Source organism: Serratia sp. P2ACOL2 (genome assembly GCF_003691565.1).
GTDB lineage: Bacteria > Pseudomonadota > Gammaproteobacteria > Enterobacterales > Enterobacteriaceae > Serratia > Serratia liquefaciens.
This window is the reverse complement of sequence record NZ_CP033162.1, coordinates 2,890,382-2,905,672: the sequence shown is the minus strand read 5'-3', so window position 1 is coordinate 2,905,672 and position 15,291 is coordinate 2,890,382. Positions and strand designations below refer to the sequence as shown.

Genomic DNA, 15,291 nt, shown 5'->3' with positions numbered 1-15,291 from the left:
CGTGTTATATGCCTTAAATGGATCGTATTTTCAATGATTAGGCGGCAGAAACGGCATTCTTTTGTAACAAAAATGGCAGGGGGCCGGCTTGGTTAAGCCAAAACCCGCCCACATAGTAAAGAGGCCGCACAAGGAATTTTTATTTAGTCGCGACAGCCACCGCTTCGGTTGGCTAGAATGAATGAGATAGTACTAACAACCTGTTAATAAAGGCGGAATCTGTGGAGTTTATATCTGTTTACGGCCTGTTTCTGGCCAAAGTCGCGACGGTTGTGATTGCCATCGCCGCGCTGGCGTTGCTGGCGGTCAGCCTTGGGCAACGCAAAGCCCGACACAAAGGGGAACTGCAGCTTACCGACCTCGGAGAACAATACCGGGACATGCAGCGCGATATGCGTTTGGCGCGGATGGGCGAAGCGGAACAAAAGGCCTGGAGCAAGCAGTTTAAAAAGCAGACCAAAGCCGACGATAAACTGAAGAAGCAGCGTGCCAAAGCCGGGGCGGTGGAAGCCACCAAACCTTGTCTTTACGTGCTGGATTTCAAAGGCAGTATGGATGCCCATGAAGTGACTTCACTGCGCGAGGAAGTCTCCGCGGTGCTGGCCGTGGCGACGCCGCAAGATGAAGTTCTGCTGCGGTTGGAAAGCCCGGGCGGGGTGGTTCATGGCTACGGGCTGGCTTCATCGCAGTTGGCCCGTTTGCGTGCCGGCGGCATTCGCCTGACGGTCGCGGTAGACAAAGTCGCCGCCAGCGGCGGTTACATGATGGCCTGCGTGGCGGATCGCATTGTGGCCGCGCCCTTTGCCATCATTGGTTCGATCGGCGTCGTGGCGCAAATCCCGAACTTCCACCGCTTGCTGAAAAAGAATGATATTGATGTGGAGTTGCACACCGCCGGCGAGTTCAAACGCACATTGACGCTGTTTGGTGAAAACACCGAGCAGGGGCGTGAGAAGTTCCGTGAAGATCTGAATGAAACCCACGAACTGTTTAAAGAGTTTGTGCATCAGCAGCGCCCATCGCTGGATATCGACAGCGTGGCGACCGGTGAACACTGGTTCGGGACCCAGGCGAAAGAAAAAGGGTTGGTTGATGCAATTGGCACCAGTGACGATCTGCTGATTGCTGAAATGGAAAATCACGAGGTGGTGGGGGTGCGCTATGCACGTCGTAAACGCCTGATGGATCGTTTTACCGGCAGCGCGGCCGAAAGTGTCGATCGTCTGCTGTTACGTTGGTGGCAGCGCGGGGAAAAACCGCTGCTTTAAGCGTAGCGATTAAATAGCAGGGGGCTGAACCCCCCTTTTTTTATGCTTAATCGACCAAATGATATTTCTCAGAAAACACGTGAGCCAGGTGTTTAAACATATTAAATACTGCGGTAGTTTTTGCCGTTGGCAATCCATCAGGATCTAAAAAGAATTCTCCGCGAAAAACTAAAACGCTGCCTTTTTGTTCAACATCGGTAGCAATCATGCCATGCAGATAATCATCGTGCTGGCGAATCAGGTTATTTGCTTCTTGCAGTAAGGTTTCACGAGCAATGGGTAAGGTATTAGCGCGCATTTATTACACTCCAAACATAAATTCTGCTCATATTCTAACGTCAGTTCGCATTTATCCGCAAACAGACTAAGGTTTATTTGCCGTCTGGATGGCTAGCGGTATCTGCCGATTGGCGAAATCTGCCTTTCCGTGCTAATTAGGTTGCGTGACGCTTTTTATCAGGTACAGTGTGGGATTTTGCGGCGTCGGGTGGAAGGTTTTGTTTACGCCATAAATGAGTCTCACACAGCCATACTTCTGGGGCATGGGTGAATAGCAGGCAGGATCAACAACTTGCGTTCAGGTTGAGCAGTTAAGCAGCCAACAGAAAAAAACATGTTGATCTCTTGCCAGACTGCCGCAATATAAAAAAGAGATATGAATCGCTGCGGCACGGCGAGATAAAAGACTTCTTTTTAGAAGAAATAAAATTAGGTAAAGGTAAATATGGGTAAAGCTCTCGTAATAGTTGAGTCCCCGGCAAAAGCCAAAACTATTAATAAATACTTAGGTAATGACTACGTGGTGAAGTCCAGCGTCGGTCATATCCGTGATTTGCCGACCAGTGGCTCAGCCAGCAAAAAGAGCGCTGACTCAACCGAAAACAAAGCCAAGAAGAAAGTTAAAAAAGATGAGAAGACGGCGCTGGTAAATCGGATGGGCGTCGATCCTTACCATGGCTGGGAAGCGCAATATGAAATTCTGCCGGGTAAAGAAAAAGTTGTCGCCGAGTTAAAGTCGTTAGCGGAAAACGCTGACCACATTTATCTCGCAACCGACCTTGACCGCGAAGGGGAAGCCATTGCCTGGCACCTGCGGGAAGTGATCGGGGGTGACGACAAACGCTTTAGCCGCGTGGTGTTTAACGAAATTACCAAGAACGCGATCCAAAATGCGTTCAAACAGCCGGGTGAGCTGAATATCGATCGTGTTAACGCACAGCAGGCGCGTCGTTTTATGGACCGCGTTGTGGGTTACATGGTTTCGCCACTGCTGTGGAAGAAAATTGCCCGTGGCCTGTCGGCTGGGCGTGTGCAATCCGTTGCGGTACGGCTGGTGGTAGAGCGTGAACGCGATATCAAAGCCTTCGTGCCGGAAGAATATTGGGAATTGCACGCCGATTTGTTAGCGAAGGGCGATACCGCGCTGCAAATGGAAGTTACGCATGCCCACGACAAACCTTTCAAGCCGGTTAACCGCGAGCAGACTCACGCCGCGCTTAAACTGCTGGAAAAAGCCCGCTATACGGTACTGGATCGCGAAGACAAACCGACCAGCAGCAAGCCGGGTGCGCCTTACATTACTTCCACGTTGCAGCAGGCAGCCAGTACCCGTCTGAGCTTTGGCGTGAAGAAAACTATGATGATGGCCCAGCGTCTGTATGAAGCCGGTCACATTACCTATATGCGTACCGACTCCACCAACCTGAGCCAGGATGCGCTCAACATGGTGCGTGGTTACATCGGCGAAAACTTCGGTGACAAGTACCTGCCGAAAGCGCCGAACCAGTACAGCAGCAAAGAAAACTCGCAGGAAGCGCATGAAGCTATCCGTCCTTCGGATGTGAACGTGCTGGCCGAACAGTTGAAAGACATGGAAGCGGATGCGCAAAAACTGTATCAGCTGATTTGGCGCCAGTTTGTCGCCTGCCAGATGACCCCGGCGCAGTACGACTCCACCACGCTGTCGGTTAAAGCCGCTGATTACCTGTTGCGCGCCAAAGGCCGTACGCTGCGTTTCGATGGCTGGACCAAAGTGATGCCTGCGCTGCGCAAGGGCGATGAAGACCGCACCTTGCCGTATGTAGAAGTGGGCAGCGAGCTGGAACTGCAAAAGCTGATCCCAAGCCAGCACTTTACCAAACCACCTGCACGTTACAGTGAAGCCTCGTTGGTAAAAGAGCTGGAAAAACGCGGTATCGGCCGCCCATCTACCTACGCTTCGATTATCTCAACCATTCAGGATCGTGGCTATGTGCGGGTTGAAAGCCGCCGTTTCTACGCCGAAAAAATGGGCGAGATCGTTACTGACCGTCTGGAAGAAAACTTCCGCGAGCTGATGAACTATGACTTCACCGCCCGCATGGAAGATGGTCTGGACCAGGTAGCGAACAACCACGCCGAGTGGAAAGCGGTGCTGGATGAATTCTTTGCCGAATTCAGCGAACAGCTGGAAACGGCGGAAAAAGATCCTGAAGAAGGCGGTATGCGCCCGAATCAGATGGTGATGACCAGCATTGACTGCCCGACCTGCGGTCGCAAGATGGGCATTCGTACCGCCAGCACCGGCGTGTTCCTGGGCTGTTCCGGCTATGCGCTGACGCCGAAAGAACGCTGCAAAACCACCATTAACCTGGTGCCGGAAACGGAAGTGCTGAACGTTCTCGAAGGGGATGATGCGGAAACCAACGCATTGCGTGCCCGCCGTCGTTGCCAGAAATGCGGCACGGCGATGGACAGCTACCTGATCGATAACCAGCGCAAGCTGCACGTGTGCGGTAATAACCCGGCGTGTGACGGCTACGAGATCGAAGAGGGCGAATTCCGCCTGAAAGGCTATGACGGCCCGGTAGTGGAGTGCGATAAATGTGGTTCCGAAATGCACCTGAAAATGGGGCGCTTCGGCAAGTACATGGGATGCACCAACGAGAACTGCAAAAACACCCGCAAGATCCTGCGTAACGGTGATGTTGCACCACCGAAGGAAGATCCGGTTCCATTGCCGGAACTGCCGTGCGAAAAGTCGGATGCTTACTTTGTTCTGCGTGACGGCGCAGCCGGGGTGTTCCTGGCGGCCAATACCTTCCCTAAATCGCGCGAAACCCGTGCGCCATTGGTGGAAGAACTGGCTCGCTTCAAGGATCGCCTGCCTGAAAAACTGCGTTATCTGGCAGATGCGCCGGTAACGGATGCGGAAGGCAACAAAACCATGGTGCGTTTCAGCCGTAAAACCAAACAGCAGTATGTCTCTTCGGAGAAAGACGGCAAAGCCACCGGATGGTCCGCTTTCTACATCGATGGCAAGTGGGTTGAAGGCAAAAAGTAAATTTACAGCCTGAATGCAACATGAAAAAACCAGCCCCCGTGGCTGGTTTTTTATTGGCTAAAGCCGGTGAACAGATCTATTCTTTGCTGTTTTTTCCATCCTGGCGCTGGGGTTTCGCGTTGATCGCAATGCAAAATAATCGTTACCATAGTGTGACGCGGATCTATACTTGAAGCTGTAGCGTGATATAGTGGTTATATAAAAAGTTTTTTTATGATTAAAGCTTATTAGCAACGGCGGTTTCTTCAGCCTCTGAGTGAAACACTGTGTTCATGGCTTATTCGTTTTCAGCATACCGGGGCGACACCGATATACCTGGCTGCGGCTCAACGCAGTGTTTAACCTAGGATGGTATAAGATATGAAATTGCAGCAGCTTCGTTACATCGTGGAAGTGGTTAACCACAACCTGAATGTCTCCTCGACGGCAGAAGGGCTTTACACCTCACAGCCCGGCATCAGTAAGCAGGTACGGATGCTGGAAGATGAACTGGGTATCCAGATTTTCGCCCGCAGTGGCAAGCACCTGACTCAGGTAACGCCAGCAGGATTGGAAATCATCCGTATTGCGCGTGAAGTTTTGTCCAAAGTGGATGCGATCAAAGCCGTCGCCGGCGAGCATACCTACCCGGACAAAGGCTCGTTGTACGTGGCGACCACCCACACCCAGGCGCGCTACGCGCTGCCTAACGTCATTAAAGGCTTTATTGAGCGCTATCCGCGAGTCTCTCTGCACATGCATCAGGGATCGCCGACGCAAATTGCGGAAGCCGTCTCTAAAGGCACGGCAGATTTCGCTATTGCCACTGAAGCGCTGCACCTCTACGACGATTTAATCATGCTGCCGTGCTATCACTGGAACCGCGCGGTAGTGGTGAAACCCGATCATCCTTTAGCCGGTAAAAGCCACATTACCATTGAAGAACTGGCGGCTTACCCGATCGTGACCTATACCTTCGGCTTCACCGGCCGCTCTGAGTTGGATACGGCATTCAACCGTGCCGGACTGACACCGCGCATCGTATTTACGGCTACCGATGCCGACGTGATTAAAACATACGTGCGTCTGGGCCTTGGGGTGGGTGTGATCGCCAGTATGGCGGTGGACCCGATACAAGACCCGGATCTGGTGACGGTGGATGCTCGTGATATCTTCACCTACAGCACCACCAAAATCGGCTTCCGTCGCAGCACCTTCCTGCGCAGCTATATGTACGATTTTATCCAGCGTTTTGCGCCACACCTGACGCGTGACGTGGTCGACAACGCGGTTGCACTGCGTTCCAACGAAGAAATCGAAGCGATGTTCAAGGACATCAAGCTGCCGGAAAAATAAGCCGGTAATCTAACGACTAGCAAAAAGATTTATGCAGCAGGAGAGGCACGTTCTCTCCTGCTTTCCCCTCTTACTGACTTCCTCCATTCAGGCTTTAGCGCTCAGTTAACCGCCTTTTGCCAGTTTACGCTGTACTGAAAGCAGGGTGCGCCGTCGGATCCACCCGCTGGCGGGACGGATCATCGCCCAATAGCCGGCAAGCCGCGCTTTAACCTGCGATGTCGGGCACCAGATAAAGGTTTCGGTACGCAGCATAGCGAGCCCGGAAGCCTCCGGGATAACCTTAAAACGCAGCACCAGTTTTGCGGCTTTCGGGTCGTTAAATTGGTGAAAATCCTCTGCAGTTGCCAGTTTATTGACGCCCAACATAGGCCGCCAAAAACGCCCGGCCAGCCCAAGCGAGACTTCATGGCTGTCCTGATGGAGCAGGGTAAAGGTATCGAAGCCAAAGGCCGCTGGCGGCGTGGTGAGCTCGGTTTTGAAGAGCCGTTGGCGCACCGTACCCGGCAGTTGGCGTAGCATCAGCAGCCTGCGGATGACCGGGTCTTCCGCCATATCCAGTGATAACACCGCTTGAATAATGGCTTCGGATGCAGCGTCGATAGGTTCTGACTGGTGTTTTTCATAAAAACTGAACGCGGGAAGATAAGCCGAAGCATCTTGCCAGCCTCGACACTCTTGTTCACTGACGAATCCCAAAAATGCCACTGCGTCTCCTTAAGCTTAAATTATGCCTCCACCACCGTCGAAAAGTGTAGACCTGGACGCGGGAGTATTGCCGTTGGATCTCGGCCGGCAAACAGTTTGCATTTTATGCCATGTCCCGACGAGATTTAAACCTGCTGAATATTAAGCCTTTTCCAGTGTTGGTACGAGCGCCATATTGAGGTGGAAATGCCTGGCATGAGATTTCCCTGATATGGCCGTCGTTCAATGTGATCCATAATCCCCCTCTGTTTGTTTGGATACAGGGATGTTGGTGTGAACGATAAGGACATTAGACGTAAAGCTTGGCAAGCCGTGTTCATGATCAGTGGTTTGTTCTGGCTGTTGGTGGGTTCATTGGTGTGCTGGTTGATCTAAGCCCCTGGCCTAAATAAATCCCATCCCGTAGAAACCTTCATTTTTTGACCTTTCCTGACTCGCCGTGTTTGCCAAGACGGGAGGGTAATCCCTTCCTTTGGCCTTGCCTGTGCCACATATCCGACCAGTTTAGCGTCGTTTCCGTGCTAATCCGCTGCCCGAACAAGTACTTACCTCCGTTGATTGTTCTTGCCTATCGTTATGATCAAAACGTGTTGTTATCAAAACGTTACGTCATCTTTGTGTTATCTTTAAATAAGACCTCAGTGATTACCCTGTTTTAGACATAATAAGAAATGGAGGAGCTATGTCGTCCGATCTTCGTGAAACGAGTATGGATAAGCTGGTGGCGCTCAATACTGAGTATGGCTATTTCAGCCTGCCATTGGCGGCAAAACAGTTGGGCAACATCGACCGACTGCCAAAATCAATGAAAGTACTGTTGGAAAACTTGCTGCGCCATGTGGATGGCGACACCGTGCAGGTTGACGATCTGAAAGCTATTGTTGGCTGGTTGCAAACGGGCCATGCCGATCGTGAGATTGCCTACCGTCCGGCCCGCGTGCTGATGCAGGATTTTACCGGAGTGCCTGCGGTCGTAGATTTGGCTGCGATGCGTGAAGCGGTGCAGCGGTTAGGCGGGAACGTTGACCAGGTCAACCCGCTGTCACCGGTCGATTTGGTGATTGACCACTCGGTCACCGTTGATGAGTTCGGCGATGACGACGCTTTTGAAGAAAACGTGCGCATTGAAATGGAGCGCAACCACGAGCGTTACACCTTCCTGCGTTGGGGGCAAAAAGCCTTTAACCGCTTCCGCGTTGTGCCGCCGGGCACCGGTATCTGCCACCAGGTCAACCTGGAGTATCTCGGCCAAACCGTATGGCACACTGACGAGAGCGGGCAGCGTATCGCTTACCCGGATACCCTGGTCGGTACCGATTCTCACACCACCATGATCAACGGTCTGGGCATTCTGGGCTGGGGTGTGGGCGGTATTGAAGCCGAAGCGGCTATGTTGGGTCAACCGGTGTCTATGCTGATCCCTGACGTGGTGGGCTTTAAACTGACCGGTAAGCTGAGCGAAGGCATTACCGCCACCGATCTGGTGTTGACCGTGACCCAAATGCTGCGCAAACACGGCGTGGTGGGGAAATTTGTCGAGTTTTACGGTGACGGCCTGGCAGACCTGCCGTTGGCCGACCGGGCAACCATTGCCAACATGTCGCCAGAGTTTGGCGCGACCTGCGGCTTCTTCCCGGTGGACGAAGTGACGCTGGGTTACATGAAACTCAGTGGCCGTAGCGACGAGCAAATCGCACTGGTAGAAGCCTATGCCAAAGCGCAAGGTATGTGGCGTAATCCGGGCGATGAACCGGTGTTTACCAGCACGTTGGCGTTGGATATGTCGACGGTGGTCGCCAGCCTGGCAGGGCCGAAGCGCCCTCAGGATCGCGTGGCGCTGCCGGACGTGCCTAAGGCGTTCAATGCCGCGACAGAACTCGAGATCGGCAATCAGCATCGCAAGTCCGAATTCAAAACCTTCACTTTGAACCAACAGCAGCATGAGCTGCATAACGGCGCGGTGGTTATCGCGGCCATTACTTCTTGCACCAACACCTCGAACCCCAGCGTAATGATGGCAGCCGGCCTGTTGGCGAAGAACGCGGTTAACAAAGGTTTGCGAACCAAGCCTTGGGTGAAAACCTCGTTGGCACCGGGGTCCAAAGTGGTGACTGACTATTTTGACAGCGCCAAACTGACCTCCTACCTGGAGGAACTCGGTTTTAATCTGGTCGGTTACGGCTGTACCACCTGTATCGGTAACTCCGGGCCATTGCCTGATCCGATCGAGCAGGCGATTAAAGAGGGTGATTTGACCGTAGGGGCGGTGCTATCCGGCAACCGTAACTTTGAAGGTCGTATCCATCCACTGGTTAAAACCAACTGGTTGGCTTCACCGCCGCTGGTGGTCGCTTATGCGCTGGCCGGCAGCATGAAGATTGATCTGACCAAAGAGCCACTGGGCGAAGGTCACGACGGGCAGCCGGTCTATCTGAAGGATATCTGGCCGAGCAGCAAAGATATTGCCCAGGCGGTGGAAGAAGTTCGCACTGAGATGTTCCATAAGGAATACGGCGCGGTATTTGACGGTGACGCCAACTGGCAGTCGATTCAGGTTGCCGGCTCGGCCACCTACCAATGGCAGGGCGATTCTACCTATATCCGGCATCCGCCATTCTTCAGCACCATGAAGGTGAAGCCGGATCCGGTGCAGGATATCAAGGATGCGCGCATTCTGGCGATCCTGGCCGACTCGGTGACCACCGACCATATCTCTCCAGCGGGGAATATCAAGCGTGACAGCCCGGCGGGACGTTATCTGAGCGATCATGGCGTTGCGGCGCAGGACTTTAACTCCTACGGCTCTCGCCGTGGTAACCATGAAGTGATGATGCGTGGCACCTTTGCCAATATCCGTATCCGTAACGAAATGGTACCCGGTGTCGAGGGGGGCTACACGCGCCATATTCCGTCGCAGAATCAGTTGTCGATCTATGACGCCGCCATGCAGTATCAACAAGAAGGCGTGCCGTTGGCGGTGATTGCCGGTAAAGAATACGGTTCAGGCTCCAGCCGTGACTGGGCGGCGAAGGGGCCGCGGTTGCTGGGTGTTCGGGTGGTGATTGCCGAGTCCTTTGAGCGTATTCACCGTTCTAACCTGATTGGGATGGGCATTCTGCCGCTGGAATTCCCGGCAGGCGTGACGCGCAAAACGCTGGGGTTGAACGGTGACGAGCAGATCAGCGTCAGCGGGCTGCAAACGCTGCAGCCGGGGCAGACGGTGCCGGTACATATCACCTATGCCGACGGGCGCAAGGAAGTGGTGAATACCCGTTGTCGTATCGATACTGGCAATGAGCTCACTTACTATGAAAACGACGGTATCCTGCACTATGTGATCAGGAAAATGCTGTAATAAAAAAGGGCGCCTTATTCGGCGCCCTGATTTTTTCCCGCAGGGAAATTATTTCTGGTCCAGCAAATGGCCCATTTTAGCTGCCTTGGTGGCCAGGTAACGTTCGTTCTTCGGATTGCGGCCAACGATCAGCGGCACGCGCTCGGTGATATTGATGCCGGCTTCCGTCAGGATCTCAACCTTTTTCGGGTTGTTGGTCAGCAAGCGTACCGCATCGACGCCCAATAGCTTGAACATGTCGGCGCACAGGGTGAAGTCGCGCTCATCTGCGGCGAAACCTAGCTGATGGTTGGCCTCTACCGTATCCGCGCCTTTGTCCTGCAAAGCATAAGCGCGGATTTTATTCAGCAAACCGATATTGCGACCTTCCTGACGATGGTAGAGCAGGATACCGCGACCTTCCTCTGCGATATGCTCCAGCGCAGCTTCCAACTGAAAACCGCAGTCGCAGCGCAGGCTGAATAATGCATCGCCGGTCAGACACTCAGAATGTACGCGTGAGAGTACCGGCGTCGCGCCAGAGATATCACCGAACACCAGCGCCAAATGGTCGTGTCCGGTAGCCAGTTCTTCGAATCCTACCATCAGGAAATCGCCCCAAGGTGTTGGCAATTTGGCCTCTGCCACCCGTTTAAGCTGCATGTTGCTCTCCACAAATACATCCGATTCAATCATGGTTGCGCATCCTACTTCCGGTTCGGTGAACTGACCAGTATTAAAATGCGCAACGACGATCGGCATTTCGTTAATTATCGGCTATTTTGCCATAACTTCTTGCCCTGCGGTGCTCAGCAAACCAGCATCCGGCGTTTTCAGCCAACTATTATTGCGATAGGTTTTTTATCTGTTTAATTTTTAGAGTGTTATCGATATTACAAGATTGTTACACTACAAATTGGCTTAAGCAAAGGACGATAGGAATGTTTGAGATAGCAAAACGTACGGCCGCAGGGGCAATAGTTCTGTTGCTGATGCCTTTGGCGGTGTGGCTTTCTGGCTGGCAATGGCAACCGGGGGGCGACGGACGTCTTCTGAAAGGTCTGTACTGGCTGACCGAAACGGTCACTTCCCCCTGGGGCATTATCACCAATATCATTCTTTGCGCCTGGTTCCTGTGGTGCCTGCGTTTTCGCATCAAGCCGGCCATTGGCCTGCTGGTGCTGCTCAGCGCGTCGATAATGATTGGCCAGGGCGTGAAGTCCTTTATCAAGGACCGGGTACAAGAGCCACGGCCTTTCGTGCTGTGGCTGGAATCAGCCCATCAGATTGATGAAAAGTACTTCTACTCACTCAAGCGCAAAGAGCGGGGGGCGTTGGTCAAAGAGCAACTGCAGGACCAGCCGCTGGTGCCCGTATGGTTGCGCGAACATTGGCAGTTTGAGACCGGTTTTGCGTTTCCTTCGGGCCATACCATGTTTGCCGCCAGTTGGGCGCTGCTGGGCGTGGGGTTGCTGTGGCCGCGTAGGCATTACAAGACCGTGGCGATACTGATGGTTTGGGCAGTAGGGGTGATGGGGAGCCGTTTGTTGCTGGGGATGCATTGGCCGCGTGATCTGGCGGTGGCGACCTTGATCAGTTGGCTGTTGGTGACTCTGGCCTGTTGGCTTGTGCAACGCTGGTTCGGGCCTTTGACACCGCCTCCGCGGGAGCAACAGGAAATTGCGGAAAGAACCCTGACCCATAAGCATTAGGTGACCGCGTCACTTTTAACGGCGTCAGCATGGCGCCGTATTAACCGCTTACATAAGACCTTCATTGCAATTCGCACTAATGCCCCCATATCTTGATTAATCTATTATTTTGAGACGCTCTCTCATAAATTTGTCCGGGAGTGCCGTTTACTGTCGAATATGCCAGCATATATATGGTTTTATCGTGCCTCAGGGTTTCCCTGCTACGACGGGAAATGCTAACTTATTAGTTAGGGACGCCACGTATTGGCATAGTTCATCCGATTAACTCGGCATCGCGGGAAAGAATGTGAAATATTTGCTGATTTTTTTGTTAGTTCTGGTGATCTTCGTGATTTCTGTCACGTTGGGCGCGCATAACGATCAGGTGGTGAGTTTTAACTATCTGGTTGCGCAGGGCGACTATCGCGTATCGACTCTGTTGGCGGCGTTGTTTGGCGCCGGTTTTGTTCTCGGTTGGGTCATTTGCGGCCTGTTTTATCTGCGCACCCGTATTGCGCTGGGGCGTGCCGAACGCAAAATCAAAAGGCTGGAACTGCAGCTTGAACAACCTGCTGAGCCGGCAGCTCAGTCCGTTGTCAGCAAGGAATAATCTTCTATGTTAGAGCTGCTGTTTCTGTTGCTGCCCGTGGCTGCCGCGTACGGATGGTACATGGGGCGCAGAAGTGCTCAACAGGATAAACAACAGGAAGCCAACCGTCTGTCGCGCGAGTACGTGGCCGGGGTTAACTTCCTGCTCTCCAACCAGCAGGATAAAGCGGTCGATCTGTTCCTTGATATGTTGAAAGAGGACAGCAACACCGTTGAAGCCCACCTGACGCTGGGTAACCTGTTCCGTTCGCGTGGTGAAGTCGACCGCGCTATCCGCATCCATCAGGCGCTGATGGAAAGCGCTTCCCTGACCTTCGAACAACGTTTGCTGGCCGTGCAACAGCTGGGCCGCGACTACATGGCCGCTGGCATGTACGATCGTGCCGAAGACATGTTTGGCCAACTGGTTGGCGAAGAGGATTTCCGTCTTTCTGCGCTACAGCAGCTCTTGGCGATCCATCAGGCCACCAGCGACTGGCTGAAAGCCATCGACGTGGCGGAAAAACTGGTCAAATTAGGCAAAGACAAACAGCGCGTCGAGATCGCACATTTTTATTGCGAACTGGCCTTGCAGGCGATGGGCAGCGACGATCTCGATAAAGCGATGGGATTATTGAAACGCGCGGCTTCGGCAGACAATCAGTGTGCGCGTGTATCTATCATGGTGGGACGTATTTATATGGCCCAGGGTGAGTACGCCAAGGCGGTTGAGTCGCTACAGCGCGTACTGAATCAAGATAAAGAACTGGTGAGCGAAACCCTGCCGATGCTGCAAGAGTGTTACCAGCATCTGGAACAGCAGCAGGGTTGGGCGGACTTCCTCAAACGCTGCGTGGAAGAGAACACCGGCGCTACTGCGGAACTGATGCTGGCGGAAATAATTGAGCAGCATGAGGGGCGTGACGTGGTGCAGGTGTATATCAACCGCCAGCTACAGCGCCACCCGACCATGCGAGTATTTTACCGCCTGATGGATTACCACCTGGCGGACGCAGAGGACGGCCGTGCGAAGGAGAGCCTGTTATTGCTACGCGATATGGTCGGCGAGCAAATTCGGACCAAGCCGCGATATCGCTGTCATAAATGCGGTTTTACCGCTCACTCTCTGTATTGGCATTGCCCGTCATGCCGGGCCTGGTCATCGGTTAAACCGATCCGCGGGTTGGATGGACAATAGCGACAATAAAAAACGGGGCCTAATCAGGCCCCGTTTTCTTATGATCACTAAACCGACTTATTTTTTCTTGCCGGCCTTCGCGCTACCTTTCAACAGCTGACGCAGCTTCTTCAACTCTTTCTGATTCAGCGGTTGCTCAACTTCTTCTTCAATCCCCTGATTATCGATTTCGCCATGATGCAACTCGGCTGCTTTTTTAGCCGGTTTTTCCGCTTTGGTCGGAAGATCGAAGCTGCTTTCTAGACGCTGGCAAACCTCGGCACTCAGAGAGAGTTGATTATCGGCAGCAATGGCACGAATTTTTTCTTTGAGTTCCAGAGGAATTTTAATGGTTAATGTAGATATCTCGCTCATTTTGAAGCCTTTCTGCGGGAGGATTGCCTTCAAGCTAAGCCACTATGGGGAGAGAGTCTAGTGTGTAATAAAAATTTAATATTTTTGTAACATTACGGTGCGGGAATAGCGAACGATCTGGCGGGGGAAATAAAGTAAAGCCCGGCGTGCCGGGCCCTATACCTAATAGCTTATTTGTAGATAACTGCGGTACCACTCAGCATGTTGTTACCACCGGCAGAAATGATGCGGTAGCTGCTAGCGCCTTGGGCATCGGCTTTAGCGGCCAGTTTGGCTTCCAGGCCACTCAGGGTAGTGGCATGACCGGCGGAAACGACGCCTGAAGCGGTCAGGCTGCTGGCCTGTTGCTGATCCACCGGCTCAGCGGCGAAGGTAGCGAAAGAGGTCATGGCGATAACGGCTGCTGCTGCAAAATATTTGATGATTTTCATGAGAGACTCCAGTCTGTTTGTTTAGGTTGGAAGGCGTCTGCTTCCGATGTGTTGAATAATAAAGCATCCGCAGGGATTTAAAATCTGATAATGCTGAGCATGTTGTTCAAATTATTTGATTCATAATTTACGCATCTTTACGGCGGTTTACGCAGGCTGGGTTAAGGGCGGTGAGGGGTTATTGACGCTTGATGACGTACGAGGGGATAACATTACTTAAGCGCAGAGCGCGCTGCGGCTGGGATTTCTGTCGGCCGGCATGTAGAATGCGGCGGTCAGTTTGGCGGGTTATTACCTATTTATGTCCATTTTACAGAAGGTAGAAGAAATGAAGTCTGAAAATAACATCAATAACAATGACTTAAAATCATCTCCGATCATCGTTGCGCTGGATTACGCAGATATTGGCGCGGCACTGGCATTTGCCGATCGTATTGATCCGCAGGACTGCCGGTTAAAAGTGGGCAAGGAAATGTTCACCCTGTTTGGGCCGCAGCTGGTGCGCGATTTACACTCGCGTGGTTTCGACGTGTTCCTGGATTTGAAATTCCATGACATTCCCAACACCACCGCCCGTGCCGTTGCTGCTGCGGCCGAGTTGGGCGTATGGATGGTGAATGTGCATGCCAGCGGTGGTGCACGCATGATGACCGCAGCGAAAGAAGCATTGCAGCCCTATGGCGCTCAGGCCCCGTTGCTGATCGCCGTCACCGTGCTGACCAGCATGGAAGCAGAAGATCTGCGTGGTATCGGTATCGAGCTTTCTCCGGCCGAGCATGCGGAGCGCTTGGCACGTCTGACCCGAGATTGTGGGTTGGATGGCGTAGTTTGTTCAGCGCACGAAGCCGAGCGTCTCAAAGCTGCCTGTGGCCAACAATTCCAACTGGTGACGCCGGGTATCCGTCCTGAAGGCAGCGACGCCGGCGATCAGCGACGCATCATGACGCCGGTACAGGCGCAAGCGGCTGGCGTTGATTATATGGTGATTGGGCGCCCGATTACCCAATCCGCCGATCCCGCTGCTACGTTAAGTGCGATCCGCGCTTCTCTGGCTTAAGG

14 protein-coding genes are annotated in these 15,291 nt (G+C 53.0%); 9 read left to right on the top strand and 5 right to left on the bottom strand.

Annotated elements, in window-relative coordinates; translation table 11 throughout:
- Positions 1–221: 221 nt before the first annotated feature.
- Positions 222–1,268: a protease SohB gene (gene sohB / locus EBA31_RS14045; RefSeq protein WP_020827135.1), complete on the top strand. Its 1,047-nt coding sequence runs from the start codon at positions 222–224 to the stop codon at positions 1,266–1,268.
- 46 nt (positions 1,269–1,314) lie between these two features.
- On the opposite strand, the gene EBA31_RS14040 is transcribed toward sohB, so the two are convergent.
- Entirely contained in the window at positions 1,315–1,566 is a 252-nt protein-coding gene (locus tag EBA31_RS14040) for a YciN family protein (protein ID WP_122079498.1), read from the bottom strand.
- Positions 1,567–1,992: 426 nt separating this feature from the next.
- Here EBA31_RS14040 and topA point away from each other — a divergent pair, with 426 nt between their 5' ends.
- On the top strand, positions 1,993–4,590 hold the full coding sequence (gene topA / locus EBA31_RS14035) for a type I DNA topoisomerase (RefSeq protein ID WP_020827133.1): 2,598 nt from the start codon (positions 1,993–1,995) through the stop codon (positions 4,588–4,590).
- A gap of 360 nt (positions 4,591–4,950) precedes the next feature.
- Positions 4,951–5,925 (top strand): HTH-type transcriptional regulator CysB, encoded by a 975-nt coding sequence (gene cysB / locus EBA31_RS14030; protein ID WP_020827132.1) that lies wholly within the window; start codon positions 4,951–4,953, stop codon positions 5,923–5,925.
- A gap of 105 nt (positions 5,926–6,030) precedes the next feature.
- Here cysB and EBA31_RS14025 read toward each other — a convergent pair whose 3' ends face one another.
- Complete coding sequence (locus tag EBA31_RS14025) at positions 6,031–6,633, bottom strand: hypothetical protein (RefSeq protein ID WP_122079497.1); 603 nt, start codon at positions 6,631–6,633, stop codon at positions 6,031–6,033.
- A 273-nt stretch (positions 6,634–6,906) separates the two neighbouring features.
- Between EBA31_RS14025 and EBA31_RS14020 the strand changes: the two genes are divergently transcribed.
- Positions 6,907–7,008, top strand: a complete 102-nt coding sequence (locus EBA31_RS14020) for a YmiA family putative membrane protein (protein WP_236591409.1) — start codon at positions 6,907–6,909, stop codon at positions 7,006–7,008.
- 307 nt (positions 7,009–7,315) lie between these two features.
- Positions 7,316–9,988, top strand: coding sequence for an aconitate hydratase AcnA (gene acnA / locus EBA31_RS14015; RefSeq protein WP_122079495.1), 2,673 nt, complete (start codon positions 7,316–7,318; stop codon positions 9,986–9,988).
- Positions 9,989–10,036: 48 nt separating this feature from the next.
- Here acnA and ribA read toward each other — a convergent pair whose 3' ends face one another.
- Complete coding sequence (ribA, locus tag EBA31_RS14010; protein WP_041415420.1) at positions 10,037–10,630, bottom strand: GTP cyclohydrolase II; 594 nt, start codon at positions 10,628–10,630, stop codon at positions 10,037–10,039.
- 278 nt (positions 10,631–10,908) lie between these two features.
- Between ribA and pgpB the strand changes: the two genes are divergently transcribed.
- From pgpB to lapB, 3 genes are all read left to right on the top strand, one after another.
- Positions 10,909–11,679 carry a phosphatidylglycerophosphatase B gene (gene pgpB / locus EBA31_RS14005; RefSeq protein WP_122079494.1) on the top strand — a complete coding sequence of 257 codons (771 nt, stop codon included), beginning with the start codon at positions 10,909–10,911 and terminating at the stop codon, positions 11,677–11,679.
- Positions 11,680–11,968: 289 nt separating this feature from the next.
- A complete protein-coding gene (locus EBA31_RS14000; RefSeq protein WP_020827127.1) occupies positions 11,969–12,271 on the top strand; it encodes a LapA family protein in 303 nt (100 codons plus the stop codon).
- A gap of 6 nt (positions 12,272–12,277) precedes the next feature.
- Positions 12,278–13,447, top strand: a complete 1,170-nt coding sequence (gene lapB, locus EBA31_RS13995; RefSeq protein ID WP_020827126.1) for a lipopolysaccharide assembly protein LapB — start codon at positions 12,278–12,280, stop codon at positions 13,445–13,447.
- Positions 13,448–13,504: 57 nt separating this feature from the next.
- Here lapB and EBA31_RS13990 read toward each other — a convergent pair whose 3' ends face one another.
- Entirely contained in the window at positions 13,505–13,801 is a 297-nt protein-coding gene (locus tag EBA31_RS13990; RefSeq protein ID WP_122079493.1) for an Arc family DNA-binding protein, read from the bottom strand.
- A 170-nt stretch (positions 13,802–13,971) separates the two neighbouring features.
- Positions 13,972–14,232, bottom strand: coding sequence for a YdgH/BhsA/McbA-like domain containing protein (locus EBA31_RS13985; RefSeq protein WP_046373395.1), 261 nt, complete (start codon positions 14,230–14,232; stop codon positions 13,972–13,974).
- 328 nt (positions 14,233–14,560) lie between these two features.
- On the opposite strand from EBA31_RS13985, the gene pyrF reads away from it, so the two are divergent.
- A complete protein-coding gene (gene pyrF / locus EBA31_RS13980) occupies positions 14,561–15,289 on the top strand; it encodes an orotidine-5'-phosphate decarboxylase (protein WP_187961439.1) in 729 nt (242 codons plus the stop codon).
- The last annotated feature ends 2 nt before the right edge of the window (positions 15,290–15,291 follow it).